Origin of the sequence: Formicincola oecophyllae (assembly GCF_006542395.2) — a bacterium.
Classification (GTDB): Bacteria; Pseudomonadota; Alphaproteobacteria; order Acetobacterales; family Acetobacteraceae; genus Formicincola; species Formicincola oecophyllae.
Genome location: NZ_CP038231.1, coordinates 1,737,614 through 1,750,441, shown reverse-complemented (window position 1 = coordinate 1,750,441; position 12,828 = coordinate 1,737,614). Strand labels below are relative to the sequence as shown.

Below are 12,828 nucleotides of genomic sequence, written 5' to 3'. Positions count from 1 at the left end.
TGCCTCTTGAGCGCAAGGCACGGTCACGCTCTACAAACGCTTATTCTACCACTCGTTCTTCAACCCCCACTACGTCCCTCATTTTGTCCCCAGTTGCAAGCGGAACCGGTTAAAGGGCGCAGCCCTGTAAAAGCGGAAAGCGACCCCGCGCAGGCGGCACGCCAAGCGGTGAGAAGCTTCCCGCCACCGGTTCCAAGAGCGGCGCCATCTAGGCTAACTAGCCGTGAAAGCCGCTGTGACACCGCGAAGCATGAAATGCGAGCGGCAAGAAGCAGCGGCTAAGAGGCGCCAAGAGCGGCGCCGTATAGGGCGAAGCCCGTTAAAGCCCGGAACGATAGAAGCGCAGAACGTAGTTCATGCGAAAAGAGCTTCCGGGCTAAGAGGCGCCAAGAGCGGCGCCCTATTAAGCCACCCAGCCGTGGGAGCACTGGTTTTCAGGGAGTTAAACAGGCCCCAGTCAAGCTGCGCACGATGCATCCTCCCCCAAAGGTGAGAAAAAAGCACAAAAGCGCCTAAGGCCCCTTGCGCGCCCCTGAAGGCTCAGCTAAACATCCTCTCAACGGATGGGCGCATAGCTCAGTTGGTAGAGCACTACCTTGACATGGTAGGGGTCACAGGTTCAAGTCCTGTTGTGCCCACCATCCGGTTTTCAAAAGGCTTCCTCTTCTTGCTATCAAGGCAGGTGGGGGAAGCCTTTTTTCATGGAAGTCCCACCATTGCCCAAGGGCATTCAACAGGCACCTGACCCTTCCCCAGCCTTCAAAACGCCAAGCACGCCACCATTGGGCTGGCGCCCAACAGCGCCCAACATCTGCCCCAGGCCATAGTGAAGCCAGCGTGGCGTACGACCTAGAACGTGGCTGGCGGTAGCCCCGCCACGGCGCTGACCACAAGCCCCACAATCTGGATGTCCTCAGCGCCAGCCTGGCTTGGCATCTCCTCCCTATTAAGGGCGCTTCCAGAAGGGCCACCATCATGGCCAGCCAGCACCAGGGGCTGCTGGAAAGCTGGCTCATGGCTTTTGGGCCAAAGTAGAACGGTGCCATCCTCCTTGACCTGCAGCGCTTTGACGGTGGCCTCAAACTCCGCCATGCAGTCCGCCCGGCGCAGCACCACCACATAATCGCCTGTGCGCGGCGCCCTTCCCAAAACGTCAAAATTGATCACAGCCACTACGGAACCATTGGGGAAAACGCGGTTCATGCTTTCCCCCCGCACCTGCAGGCCGTAACGGGGAAGGTTCTGGGGGTGGCCGTCCTCTGCCACGGTGGTGACGTCAAACCAGTCTTGCTGGCTCCACTCATGGGCTTCCGTGAACAGGCCGGCCTGCACGGCGCCCCGCACCTGAATGGTGCGCAGGGCCTGCTGGGGCGCTTGCAGCGGGGCGGGGCGGGGCGCAAGCCCTGGGGCGCCGACCTGCCCTTGGAAGGGGCGGCCATGGCGCTTGAAGTAATCAGGCGATGGCGCTGTGGTGTACAGCCTGCCCATGTCCTCCTCTGGAAAGCCGAAGCTTTGCCACAGCACGCGGGCATAATCAGGCTGCAGCGTGCGCTGGCCATTAGCCATGCGGCCAATGGCAGGGGGGTGCATGTTCAGCAGGGCGCCGGCCTGTTCATAAGTCATGCCGCACGCTTTCAAATACGCCTTGAGGTGGTTCTGCTTCACATTGGCCCCGGAATTCTCTGGCCCATGCCCCAGGCCAGCTCTTTGCCAGCAATGCCATGGCGCGCCTCAGCAAACAAGGGAAAAGGCGCCCCAAAGCCCCCGCCAACACTACCTGCATGCCCATACCCTCCCAGGCACAGTCCAGTGGGAAGCTTGGCGCTGGCAAGCGATGGTGCGGCCATGGTGGTGCGCCAGCTCCAACCTTGGGCGCGCCCCATCCTTGCCTCAACCAGAACCCCAGCCAAACCACCCCTTGCCGAACAGGAGCCACCCATGGCCCGCACAGCCACCCCAGCCACCAGGAAGGCCAGCGCCGCCAAAGCCGCCTTTACCAACGTGCCGCCCCACCCAACATCCCACCAGGCTCGCCAGGCCATGCGCCTGCTGCGCCTTTATAGTCATGAGCTGGAACGTGACATCACGGAAGTTCACTGCACGCTCTGCCAAGGGCAATTGTGCTACTACGACCTGCCTCTGCTTGGTGGGGGGCATGGTGGGCGGCTGGACGCAGCGGAGGTTGAAGGCGCGCTGGAGGACATTCGCACAGCCCTTGAGGAGATGGAGTCATGCCTGGCTGAGGCCCGCGCCCGCGTGGAGGGATGCAGCGATGACTGCGGTGGTTGTGAGGATGAAGGAGGGCTGGATGATGATGCCTGGTTCATGTGAAGGTTCTTCTCGTGAAAGTTCACCTGGAACCACCCCCTCTGGGCGGGGCCATCCCCAGGCGCCTTCAAAGCGCGCGGCCCGCCAACCTTGCGCGCCTGCCCTTCCGCAGCCCTTGGGGGCCCGTGGGCCTGGGCTGGACGGTGCCACCCTTCACAGGCGCCTGCGCCATGCCACAAGGGGGATCATCGCCTTCCTGGACGCAGCGGAGGAGGCGCAGTTGCGCCAGGCCCCCACCCTGGAGGGGCGCTATGGCGTGATAAGCCGCTTCAAGCGCCTGACGCTGCCCCTCGACCGCCTCCTGCTGGAACTGGGGGCAGGTGATGAGCTTAAGTAAGACATCTGATTTCAAGCTTTGAAGAACAAAACACGCTTTCGGACAAAATTTTGTCTGAAAGCTATCTTTCCATTCCCTTAAAGGGGTATAAGGAGAACATTATGGTACTCAGACGCTTTTCCGTATCGAACTTTATGAGCTTTCCAGGGAAAGCTGAACTTACGTTAGGTCTGACCAAACGTGAGGCAAGCCAAGGTTGGTCTGTAAGCGCACCCTTAAAATCTGACAAAAAAGAATACTCTACCGCCACAGGCATTTTCGGTGCCAATGCAAGCGGGAAAACCAATATATTAAAAGCCTTGCGCTTCATGACCTGGTTTGCAGAAGCACCTTTAGAAAGCATTTCTCCCAAAGATCCCATAATGAGTTTTGGATGGTTCAGAAATGACCAACCCAGCGAATATGAATTGGAGTACTACTCCGAAGATAATTCCATCATGCGGTATTATTTGAAAGCAAATAAGAAGGTAATACTTGAAGAGAGTTTAACGCGCTTGGATCTGAAAGGCAAGGTCAGGTCAAAAGGCACCCTCTTTAAGCGCTCTTGGAACCCCAAGACTGAAAAATATGTTTTTGGCGAGCGGAATATGGGCTTTGAAGATGTGCCGGCTCATTTGGCACGTCCTAATGCTTCATTTTTATCGTTGGCGCAGCATCTAGGGGTGGGAACTAAAAAGTTCATGCTGCCATCCATATACTCTAATGTTGAACCTTATGGTCGTGTGCCAACAGTGAATGATTTTCCTGTGGCACAAGGCTTTTTTTTGGAGCCAAAAAATGTGCAATTCTGGAATCAAGCACTGGAGTTTCTTACAGAAGTGGATTTGGGTCTTTCAAATGTCACGTTGAAAAAAATGAATTTGAACTTACCCAAAGGTAATATGGATGCCTCCAAATCAACTCAAGAATTCGTAAACATGATTGCCTACCATAAATTGAAAGATGGCAGTGAGAAAGCCTTGAATTTTTTACAAGAATCTAATGGAACACGTGCTGTATTTGTGCATTTAGCCTTATTATTGCCGGTCCTTGCAGAGGGTGGTATAGCCATTATAGATGAAATTGAAAGTGAACTTCATCCTGACCTAGTGGAGAAAATATTGGGCTTGTTTAATGATCCTCTTACAAACCCTGGGAAAGGACAGTTAATTTTTACGTCACATACCCCATCCCTTATGAATGAGCTTGGAAAAGCCCATATCTATCTTACAGAGAAGATTGATAATGAAAGCGATTTATGGTCGTTGAATGACATGAATGGCGTCAGAGTGGCAGATAACTTTGCAGCTAAATATCGTGCAGGCGCTTATGGGGGGGTCCCACAGCTCTAATGGGACGTTCATCCAGAAATCAACGTTCGGCAACTATATCTATATTGGTGGTCTGTGAAGGCAAAGCTGAAGAGAATTGCTTGAAACATATAAAAAAATTAATTGGTAGAGGGGGTAAATATAATCTGAAAATAGTTTCAGTGAATGGCAAAGGTGCGTCAAATGTCCTGCAACGTGCCTTGAATATAAGAAATTATAGTAATGTGTATAGCGCTGTCTTTGTGTTTTTTGATACAGACACAGATTATAACAAACAAAAATTTGATAAAGTAGTTTCTAGGTCAACCACTAGGAAATGCTCTATACATTGTATGCCTAGCGACCCTTGTTTTGAAATAAACCTTTTAGAATTGTTGGGAATTAATGTTAATCCATATTCTCATCTTGATCCGACGGGCTATTTAAAGGATGTATTCGAAAGTGAATTTCGTTGTAAATCTCATGAAATTGTTTGGGATAAGCAGGGACTGACTTTGAAAAACTTTCAGTCAATTAAACTTTTTAAACCTTTATTTGAGTACATTAATAAATAATTTGATTAAGTTCTTGAAACTAATTTCAATTATTTCTAACTCTCATAGGGCCACTCAATTTACCTGAATTATAAGTGCGGTTTCTGAGCCGCCCTCTAAAGCCGCAGGCTCGTGAAAGCCCGGAATGAGAGTAGCGCTGAGCGCAAGCTCAAGCGAACTGAACTTTCGGCCTAAGAGGCGGCAACAAGGGGATTCCCATAAACACCGCCCCTTTCTGAGCTACCTGTGCGGCATAGGTAGTTTTATCGATCCCCCTCAAACCTTCAATGTTTAAGTATTAAAATCTGTGATATTAATGCTTAACGACCTGAACTTTTACTGGCATAGCGTCGCTACTAATATATTCAATGCTATCAACAATGACATGAGCGGGACTGTTAGATTTAGATAGTGCTTCTGCTTTGTCAGGCAAAAGCAGGTTTTCGCCTGCCAACACGATGAGTGCACCAGCAATGAGGGTTAAAACAACTTTGGTGTAGCGGTCTACCATGGAATATCTCCCCTGAAATATCTTTCTGAAATGTTGTTTAAGCCTACGTCTTTGAACTGCCTAGGCGACAAAGCCACCCTATTAGGGTGAAACCTGTTAAAATCTGGACTCATGCTAGCGGAACTCCCTTAAGCTAATCAGCCATAGAGCGCAGCGGCCTTAACGGGCTTGCGCCCTATAGGGATTCCGCTGTCTTGGAACCCCTAAGCCGGTGCTACACACCGTTTGGCTTAACAGCCTTCTTGAACCCTAAAAGCCAGGCGACTTATTGCGCTGCGCCCGGCTTTCACAGGCCTGCGGCCTTAGACGGGGTTCGCTTCTTGAACCCCTCAGGCCCGAAAGCTTACTACGCTTGAACTGTGTTCTGCGCTCCGTCATTTCGGGCCTCAACAGGCTTCGCCTTATGCGGGGTTCGCTGCACAGGTTTCACACCGGCTTTAACGGGCTTTGCCCTGTACGGCGCCGCTCACCGGGCGGAGGAGCGGTGTTCAGCCAAAACGCCCCTGTGAATGTCCAGGGCCGCTTTATGCGCCTTGGCTGCTGCCAGGGCGGCCTCTGCGTGCTCGTCCTCCCCTTTGGCGCTATCAGCCTTGGCCTTCTCATGGGCTGCTTGGACGGCCGCTTCCTCCGCAGCGGCTTCAGCCAGGTGGGCGGCCTCATCGTAAGGCTCATCCACAGGAGGTGGTTCCAGAACGGCTGATGCCTCTTCAGGGTGGCCTGTGGCGCTCGCAGTGGCCGCCTCCGGGCTGCGGGCCTCCGCCTGGCCTTCAGAAGCTGTATCGCCTACCTCCCCCGCGCCAGAACCACTTGAAGGGGTTGATTCCTTCACCAAAGCGTCCTCTGGGACCTGGTTGGCGCCTGGGTCTGGCTTCTTGTCCTCCTCAGGTACTTTGCCGGCAGGGGGCTTAGGGGTGGGCTTGGGATAGACCATGCCGTTCTTGAGGACGCACACAAGCCCGCCATCGCTGTATTCGGCCAAGAAGACGTCATGGCGCAGGCGGCCTTGCGCGCCATGAAGGCGTGTAGCTTTCTAGGAAAGGGCGTGGCACTACGATGTGTGGTGAGTGTAAAGCGAAGCCCGCTTGGTGGTGGGGCCCTGGACAACGCAGAGGATGGCCTGGGTGCCCAGAGGGTGCTGGCTGGGGTGAACCATGGCCATTTGTCGTGTCATCAGCCGTTGGCTTCCCTTAGGTTGTCTGTGCCTGTGCCTGTGCATTTGCTGGCCGCATGGCAGCCCAGCACCAGGGTCCTGGATTAGCACAAAGCCACAAAGCGGCCTGGCCTTGGCCGTAATTCGTCCATTTTCCGTTGCTTCCCTGCTGGTCGAACCAAATCTTAGTGAAAGACCGTTAAACCAGGGATAAGATAATGCGTAAAAAGTTGCTGACTTTCCTAGCTGCCATGATGGTAGGCATGGCCAGCCTTGGTGGCGCTGGCAGCGCCCAGGCCCATGACCACGGCCACCATGACGGACCCCATGGCCATGGTGGCTGGCACCACGGACCAGATGGACGCGGGCCTGATGGCTGGGGCCCCCCTGGTCACCGCCGCTGGCATGAGGGGCACTGGCACGGCCATGATTGGCGCGACCGCTGGGATGACGATTGGCACAGGCACTACCGTTATTATGAAGACCGCTATGATTATGATGATAGGCCCGTGATCATCGTGCGCCGCCACCACCACCGCCATTGGGGCGTTCTGGACCTGCTGGGGCTTTAAGGGGCCTGTTGCCCCCATTTACATTTATGCCCCTATACCCAGCCTGTTTTGCCCAGCGCTTCAGCGTGGGGGCACGGGCCTTTGGCTGGCGGGCTGAAGGATGCTGTCCACAGCAGCACTGCTGAGGGTGGCGGCCATGGAGGGGGCTTGGTTGGGGCGCTTGCACTGGTCAAGGATGGTGGTAAAGCCGCCCTTTTTATCCAGCTGGTGGGTGATGGTGCCAGCCTGCCACAGTCCCGCCACGGCTGGCCTGAAGCTGGCGCCGAGGTTAATAATGGTGCCGCTGGCGATCTCAGGCGCACCTGGCAGGGTGAGCTTGAGCTGCTCCTTCTGCCGCGCCAATTCGTTGAGTTTGGCCCTGGCGGCTGCCTCTGCCTCCGCCTTGGTGCGGAAGGTGCGGTTGATGATGAAGGCGGGCTTGGGCTGGTCATCGCCCCCTGTCCCAGAGCCCCCTGTGCCAGAACTGCCGGCAGCGCCGCCAGCTGGCTTGGCCTCACCAACGCTCACCACATGGGTGGTGGCGCTGCCAACGTCATGGTAGCGGGCCTGCACTGTGCCCATGGTTTGGGCTTCGCTGCGCGTAAGCTCCCAATGGGAGGTCTGCGCCGCTTCAAGCGCTACAATGGGCAGTTCTTGACCGCTGGCATTGGCACCCGTGCCGCGCGCCAGGAAAACTAGCCTTCCAGCCAGGGGCAGGGCGGTTGCGTCATGCTGGCGCCCCAAGCGCTGAAGGAAGCTGAGCCTTGATTCATTGACCTGGTCCAGGTGGGGCAGGGCCACTTCTGCAAGCTGGGCACCCACGGCGGGCTTCAACCCCAGTTCCTGGGCCATGGTGCCCACCAGCGCGCCAATGGTTGTGCCAGCCAGCCAGGAGCGCGCCTGCTGGCCCTGGGTTGGCATGGCGCCGCTGGAAGTGCCGCTGTGAGCTGCGCTGGTGGCGGAAAGCTTCAACGTGCAGCCCGTCTTGCTGTCGCCAACACTGCTGAGGGCAGAAAGCGTGAAGCTGCCCAGCGGGTAGAGAATGGCACCACCCACGCCGCCATCCCACCCCAAGGCAATTTCCAAGGTGGCGTCCAGGGCGGGCAGTTCCAGGGGGTTTGCTGGGTTATCTGCCAGAACCAGGTCGAGGGTGCTGGCGCTGTGTTCCAACGGCAGCGTCAGGGTGAGGCTGCTGAGGTGGCGCCCCAGCGTGCCCGTTACGTCCTGCCCATTAACGCTGACCTGCCAAAGCGGCCGCTGGCGCTCCTCCCCTTGGACGGGCGTTCCAACTGCCCAATCGCCTTCACGGGCTGGCGTTGGGGCTGAATCTTCAACCATGGAAGCCATAAAAGCCTTAGGTGCCGTCAGTCCCACAGCCGCACCGCCTGGTTGGTGGCAGGTGGGGCTGCGCCCAGCCCATCTGGCAACGTGATGGCCAGCCCCCCTGGCAGGATGGGGCCGTAGTCGGCCAGCCCAGGGTTGGCGTTATAGACTGAGGCCAGCATAGCGTCTGAGCTGCTGCCAAACACCATCCACAAGATTTCGTCCAAGAGCTGCGATTGCTGGGTTTTGTAGATCATAAAGGCTCAATGTGATGGTGAAGTTGATTTGGCGCGGGTTGCCGTCTGAACTGTGCAGGGTGTGTTCCTGCTTCAGCTCCTTGAGGACGTAGCGGCCCAGAACGAAGCCATCGGGGCCAATCATGGTTTGAGGGGCCCCTTCGAACATCATTTGGCGCAGGTACTCCAAGCTGGCGCGCGCGCCGCGCCAATGGGGGTAGAGCACCCCGTCCAGCTCCAGGCTCTCCCCCTCCAGCCCCATAAATTGCAGGTCGTTGAGGCCAAACCTGTCCACGCTGGCCCAGCTTGCTGTTGTGTCACGCACGCTTTTGGTGAAGCTTGCCGTGTTGAGTGAGAACATGAACCCGCCCAGCATCAGCAGGACAGGCGCATTGCCAGCCCCCTTGGGGCCTGTGGGGGCTTGGCCAAGCGTGCTTGCCGTGGTTGGTGCCGCCATCAGTCCGCCCCATCAGCCAGGAATGGCGTTGATGAAAGGCGCACCGCCAGGGTGTCGCCCACGCGGCGGGCCAGTTTCTCCATGTTTTCCCCCTGCTGTTGGTGAATATCGATTTTGATGTTGTTGGTGTGGTGGGTTGCTGGCCTGTTTGGACTGGCGCTTTGGGCAGGCCAGGCTAGGGCCGCCAGCCAGTGCTGGGGGCTTTGTGCAAGCCACGCCAAGGCTGGTGGCGCCTGGGGCGCGCTTTGTCCAAACCGCCTTGGCACGGGGCTGGGGGATGGCCGCTGCCCTTGCAGGGCGGCTGCCCCTGCCAGATTCCAAACAGGAAGAGAAGGCAGGTGCGGAGGGCGCAAGGGCCCTGATAGTCCCCAGGGGCTAATCAGGGCGTTGAACAGACCCGTTTGGGTGAACGTCCCAGCCATGGAAGTGGTGAGGAATGTGGTAAATTTGTTAAAAATGCTGAAGGCCGCAAGGTTGCTGGAGCTTGCTTCAACCTCAGCCGCCGTTGGCCTGTCCCACCCCTTCCAGCCCTTTAGTGCTGTGCTGGCTGAAGCGCGCTGCAGATCCATCCCCTGAGCTTTGCTTTGGGTGTTGCTTTGGCTTGTGCCATGGTGCGTGAACGCTTGTGCCCAAAGCCGCTTGCTGAACGCGGCCTTGGCCCGTTTGGCCCAAAGCCTTTTGGCGCTGAGGGCCTGTGTGGGAACGAACGTTCCCCTCTTTGGTGAAAGCGCTAGGGTAAGCAGGGCTGCACCCCTGCCCAACGCTTTGGCGCAGGGTTGGTAGCTGCTTTCATTTTTTACCAGGGCGGCCGGTAGAATTTGGGGCGCGCAGAGGGCTCGACCAACAGAGCCAAGGGCCCGTTTGGCCAGCGCTCCCAAGGTTTCCGGGGTTTTCCACTGCCGCCACCCAAGCGTGTGGGGGGCGACCTGGTAAAACAGCGCCTGCGCCATGATTCTGCCAACTGCCCTTGTGGGGCCCTGTTTGGGCAGAAGGGTGGCAGCGTGCCTGAAGGGATTGTGGCGGGTCCCCAAAAGGGCCATCAAGCTAAGCCCCTCCAACAGCCCCACGCCAGGCTGGCTCCAGCCCACCATCGCTTGGCGCTGGGTGGCTTGGCAGGGGCCCAGCCCAGATCCTCTGGCCCGTTCTAAGGCGCTGCCCAGCTTCCAGGGCCATGCCCCGCCAGGCAACGCCTGGCCCAGCAGGGAAAAAGGCACGCCCAAAGGGGATGGGGTGGAAAAAGGGTGGGGAATGTTTTGATGGTCCTGCTTCATGCTGCCTGTCCTGTTCACTGAACACCTGCACAGCATGGAAGGCCGCGGCTTTCACACTGGACCGGCGCCTGCCAGCTGCCGTACCCCTTAGGGATGCTGGCTGAGGGGGTGGTTGGGGCGCACACGCCTGTTCAGTTCTGTTCAGCGCCCGCTGCCTCCACCCTCTCCAGCGCGCTGATGAAGTCATGGGTGGGCAGCCCCATGCAGTCCGCCAGCGACCAATGGCAGAAACGGCCCAGAACCATAGCGCCCACCAGAATGGTTTCAGGCGTCAATCGAGAAAAAAACCGAATGCCACCTGCAGGCGCTGGTAATCGCGTAGCGCCAGCCCATCCATGAAGCTTGGCGTGATGCCGTCAGCCAGGGCGGCTAGGAAGCGCGCCTCTGCCTCTGCTGTTTGGCGGGCGTTGGCGCCTGGGCCGCTTGGCATGAAGGCCTTCTGGTCTGCCACGGTTGGCTCGCGCAAGGTCACGGTGCTGCGTTCAGTAGTGTCTGGCAAAATGTAGGGGCGCGACAGGCGCACCGTGATGGAGTGGTCGGGGTTGACCTCCAGCCAAGGCGGCATAGCGTTGCCTGGAGTGTGGTCGTGGGGGGGGTGGTCAAGGCTCATGGGAGTTCCCTCTCCTGCGCTAGCCAGGCAGGCCCTGGAAGGGCGCCCTGCCTGGCGCTGCCTGTTGTTGACGGCTGCGCGTGATGGCAGCGCGCTGTCAGAGGCCAAGCGCTGAGCGCGTGCCCTGCAGCATGTCAACGCCCTGGCTGTTGATCCAGGACATGTTCATCACGTCAATCTCATGCACCAGCTCACCACCGACTTTCTCGCTGTAGTAGGTGAGGTTCATGGTGATTTTGAGCTGCGCCTTCTCCCCAGCGCGCAGCGTGCCACGGTCAACGGCCTTGGTTTTGCCGCTCATGGTGATTTCAAGTGGTGTCACCGTGCCGTCCCAATCCTCCGCCACACCACGCATGATGAAGGTGTTGGCCGCCCCCTCCAGCGGGGAGATGGAGCCAATCAGGAGGGGGCTGTAATCCACCACCGAAAAAGCGGTGTCGAGGCGCTTCAACCCCATGGTGAGGTCAACGGCCGTCTCCATGCCGCCGCCGCGGTGTTCGATGGTCTCCAGCTCCAGCTTGGGTGGGGTGAAGTCCAGCACGGAGCCTGCAAAGCTGGAGCCCTTGAAAAACAGGTTGAGGTTCTTGAAGACGCGCCGGGGCCCGGACATCATGCTGCACTCCCGTTGTTGAAGATGGTGGTGACGTAATCGTTGTTGATGGCACTGCGGAACGTGATGCGCTCAGCGGGGTAGGCGGGGCCGATGTCGAAATCGAAGAACACCTGGCCATTCATCACGGCCTCTGGCGTGTTCAGGGCGGTGTCGGCCCAGCATTTACCCCCTGTGATAGCGCCCTTGCTCTTGAGCTGGCGCAAATAGGCGTTGACGGCCTCCACCACTTCAGTGACGAAGTTCTTGACGATGTTCATGTCCACGAACTGAAGCACGCTTTGCAGCAGCGTTTCGTTGACTTCATCCACCGTGCGGGTGACGCACAGGAAGCTGCCGTCAAGCGCGCGATTGCCCCATGTGGTGTAGCCGCGCCCGGCCTGGCGGATGATGGTGCTGACATAAGCGGCGTTCAGCAGGTTGGCAGCACAGCTCTGGTCACTCACCACAAACCCGATGGGGCGGGAGAGTGCCGTGACCCCGTTCAGCGGCTGGTTGGAGACGGAGCGCCAGAACCCCACAGCCTGGTCAAGGTAGGCTTGCTTGGCAGCGAACTTGCCTGAGGCCGGGAAGGTGACGCTGGTGCCTGTGCCATCATCACGCACAATCCACGGGTCAATCAGCATCACACGCCCGCCGCCCATGGCTGCTGCTGCGATGGCGGCAGCCTGGCCTTGGTCGGCGCTGTCAGCGAAGATCACGGCGCGCAGTTTCTCGGCAATGGTTTTCAGCTCCGCCACGACGCCGTTGTCAATGGTGGCGATGCTGGCGCTGAAGCTGGCGCCCGTGCCCTGCCCAGCCGCCGCTGGCAGCGCGAAGCTTGGCGCTTTGTAGCCTGCGCCGTTTGAAAGCAGCGTAACGCTGGCAACTTTGCCGGTGCTGTCCACCGTGGCGCTGGCTTGGGCGCCTGTGCCGGCGCTGTCGGTGATGGTCAGGTGGTAAAGGCCAGGCGTGTAGCCACTGCCCCCCTCAGCCACCTGGATAGAGACCAGCGCTTCTGCCACGCTTTGGTGGGACCAGCCTGGCGCGCATAGCAGGCGTGGCCTGCGGCCTGTAATGGCTTCAGCGGCCTGGAAGGCGTGCACGCCTGTGTAGTTGCCCTGCGCGTCCACCCCGCCCATGATGTTGGCGATGGTGGCACTTTCAGAGGACCCTTCCTCAACGCGCACCACCACCATAACGGGGGAGCATTCATCCAGGATGGTGCTTACAGCCATAGGCAGCGTGCCAGCCTGGCTGGGATTGAGATTGGGCGTCCCACCCTGGGCGGCGGGCAGTTGCGAAACCAGCTTGCCCACCAGCACCGCGTCAGAACCGCTGACCAGCACAGGCGTGTTGAGGGGGAAGGCGGCGGGGTCTGCGCCAGGGGCGGTGCCAATCAGGCCAATGGTGGACAGATCCACGCTGACCAGGGGCTGGGACACAGCAGTGCTGAGGGTCTCAACACCGTGCAGAAAATCTTGTGTGGCCATAAAGTTCCATCTCTCCTTGGATGGGCCACAGTTAGGCATGGCTGGCGCCGCCCCCTCCATTGGACCAGGGGTTCTGCCCTACGTGGCGCCCATCAGCCCGGCGCAACCCAAAACCGCTGCCTGCCAAGG

Annotated in this window: 16 protein-coding genes and 1 tRNA gene; 6 read left to right on the top strand and 11 right to left on the bottom strand. The window is 58.3% G+C overall.

From position 1 onward, the window contains the following. The first annotated feature begins 565 nt into the window (after positions 1 to 565). A tRNA-Val gene (locus E3E12_RS07730) sits at positions 566 to 641 on the top strand. Positions 642 to 849: 208 nt separating this feature from the next. Here the strand turns inward: E3E12_RS07730 and E3E12_RS07725 are convergent. Next, entirely contained in the window at positions 850 to 1,665 is an 816-nt protein-coding gene (locus tag E3E12_RS07725; protein ID WP_350337577.1) for a LexA family transcriptional regulator, read from the bottom strand. 273 nt (positions 1,666 to 1,938) lie between these two features. On the opposite strand from E3E12_RS07725, the gene E3E12_RS07720 reads away from it, so the two are divergent. The 4 genes from E3E12_RS07720 to E3E12_RS07705 all read left to right on the top strand — a co-directional run bounded on the left by E3E12_RS07720 (position 1,939) and on the right by E3E12_RS07705 (position 4,529). Continuing rightward, positions 1,939 to 2,331: a hypothetical protein gene (locus E3E12_RS07720; protein WP_141443771.1), complete on the top strand. Its 393-nt coding sequence runs from the start codon at positions 1,939 to 1,941 to the stop codon at positions 2,329 to 2,331. Further along, positions 2,309 to 2,665, top strand: a complete 357-nt coding sequence (locus E3E12_RS07715; RefSeq protein WP_149498281.1) for a hypothetical protein — start codon at positions 2,309 to 2,311, stop codon at positions 2,663 to 2,665. Before E3E12_RS07720 ends, E3E12_RS07715 begins: the two co-directional genes overlap by 23 nt. 101 nt (positions 2,666 to 2,766) lie before the next feature. Then, positions 2,767 to 3,996 carry an AAA family ATPase gene (locus tag E3E12_RS07710; protein ID WP_141443769.1) on the top strand — a complete coding sequence of 410 codons (1,230 nt, stop codon included), beginning with the start codon at positions 2,767 to 2,769 and terminating at the stop codon, positions 3,994 to 3,996. Continuing rightward, positions 3,996 to 4,529 carry an RloB domain-containing protein gene (locus E3E12_RS07705; RefSeq protein WP_141443768.1) on the top strand — a complete coding sequence of 178 codons (534 nt, stop codon included), beginning with the start codon at positions 3,996 to 3,998 and terminating at the stop codon, positions 4,527 to 4,529. Before E3E12_RS07710 ends, E3E12_RS07705 begins: the two co-directional genes overlap by 1 nt. A gap of 292 nt (positions 4,530 to 4,821) precedes the next feature. Here E3E12_RS07705 and E3E12_RS07700 read toward each other — a convergent pair whose 3' ends face one another. Together E3E12_RS07700 and E3E12_RS07695 are read right to left on the bottom strand one after the other, a co-directional pair. Continuing rightward, the gene (locus E3E12_RS07700; RefSeq protein ID WP_141443767.1) at positions 4,822 to 5,019 is read right to left on the bottom strand and encodes a hypothetical protein; all 198 of its coding nucleotides are present in this window, start codon (positions 5,017 to 5,019) and stop codon (positions 4,822 to 4,824) included. Between the two features lie 466 nt (positions 5,020 to 5,485). Next, positions 5,486 to 5,998: a hypothetical protein gene (locus tag E3E12_RS07695; protein ID WP_141443766.1), complete on the bottom strand. Its 513-nt coding sequence runs from the start codon at positions 5,996 to 5,998 to the stop codon at positions 5,486 to 5,488. A 389-nt stretch (positions 5,999 to 6,387) separates the two neighbouring features. Between E3E12_RS07695 and E3E12_RS07690 the strand changes: the two genes are divergently transcribed. Further along, a complete protein-coding gene (locus E3E12_RS07690) occupies positions 6,388 to 6,741 on the top strand; it encodes a hypothetical protein (protein ID WP_141443765.1) in 354 nt (117 codons plus the stop codon). A gap of 60 nt (positions 6,742 to 6,801) precedes the next feature. On the opposite strand, the gene E3E12_RS07685 is transcribed toward E3E12_RS07690, so the two are convergent. From E3E12_RS07685 to E3E12_RS07655, 8 genes are all read right to left on the bottom strand, one after another. Then, positions 6,802 to 8,058, bottom strand: coding sequence for a phage late control D family protein (locus tag E3E12_RS07685; protein WP_168194419.1), 1,257 nt, complete (start codon positions 8,056 to 8,058; stop codon positions 6,802 to 6,804). A gap of 26 nt (positions 8,059 to 8,084) precedes the next feature. Next, on the bottom strand, positions 8,085 to 8,252 hold the full coding sequence (locus E3E12_RS07680) for a tail protein X (RefSeq protein ID WP_240810493.1): 168 nt from the start codon (positions 8,250 to 8,252) through the stop codon (positions 8,085 to 8,087). Then, a complete protein-coding gene (locus E3E12_RS07675; protein WP_141443762.1) occupies positions 8,206 to 8,736 on the bottom strand; it encodes a phage tail protein in 531 nt (176 codons plus the stop codon). The genes E3E12_RS07680 and E3E12_RS07675 overlap by 47 nt, the downstream gene beginning before the upstream one ends. Beyond that, positions 8,736 to 8,957, bottom strand: a complete 222-nt coding sequence (locus E3E12_RS07670) for a hypothetical protein (RefSeq protein WP_149498279.1) — start codon at positions 8,955 to 8,957, stop codon at positions 8,736 to 8,738. Before E3E12_RS07670 ends, E3E12_RS07675 begins: the two co-directional genes overlap by 1 nt. A 1,181-nt stretch (positions 8,958 to 10,138) precedes the next feature. Beyond that, a complete protein-coding gene (locus tag E3E12_RS08895; protein WP_168194418.1) occupies positions 10,139 to 10,282 on the bottom strand; it encodes a hypothetical protein in 144 nt (47 codons plus the stop codon). Continuing rightward, positions 10,279 to 10,617, bottom strand: coding sequence for a phage tail assembly protein (locus E3E12_RS07665; protein WP_141443760.1), 339 nt, complete (start codon positions 10,615 to 10,617; stop codon positions 10,279 to 10,281). The genes E3E12_RS08895 and E3E12_RS07665 overlap by 4 nt, the downstream gene beginning before the upstream one ends. 97 nt (positions 10,618 to 10,714) lie before the next feature. After that, positions 10,715 to 11,230, bottom strand: coding sequence for a phage major tail tube protein (locus E3E12_RS07660; protein ID WP_141443759.1), 516 nt, complete (start codon positions 11,228 to 11,230; stop codon positions 10,715 to 10,717). Beyond that, positions 11,227 to 12,699, bottom strand: a complete 1,473-nt coding sequence (locus tag E3E12_RS07655; protein WP_168194417.1) for a phage tail sheath C-terminal domain-containing protein — start codon at positions 12,697 to 12,699, stop codon at positions 11,227 to 11,229. Before E3E12_RS07655 ends, E3E12_RS07660 begins: the two co-directional genes overlap by 4 nt. Positions 12,700 to 12,828 lie beyond the last annotated feature (129 nt).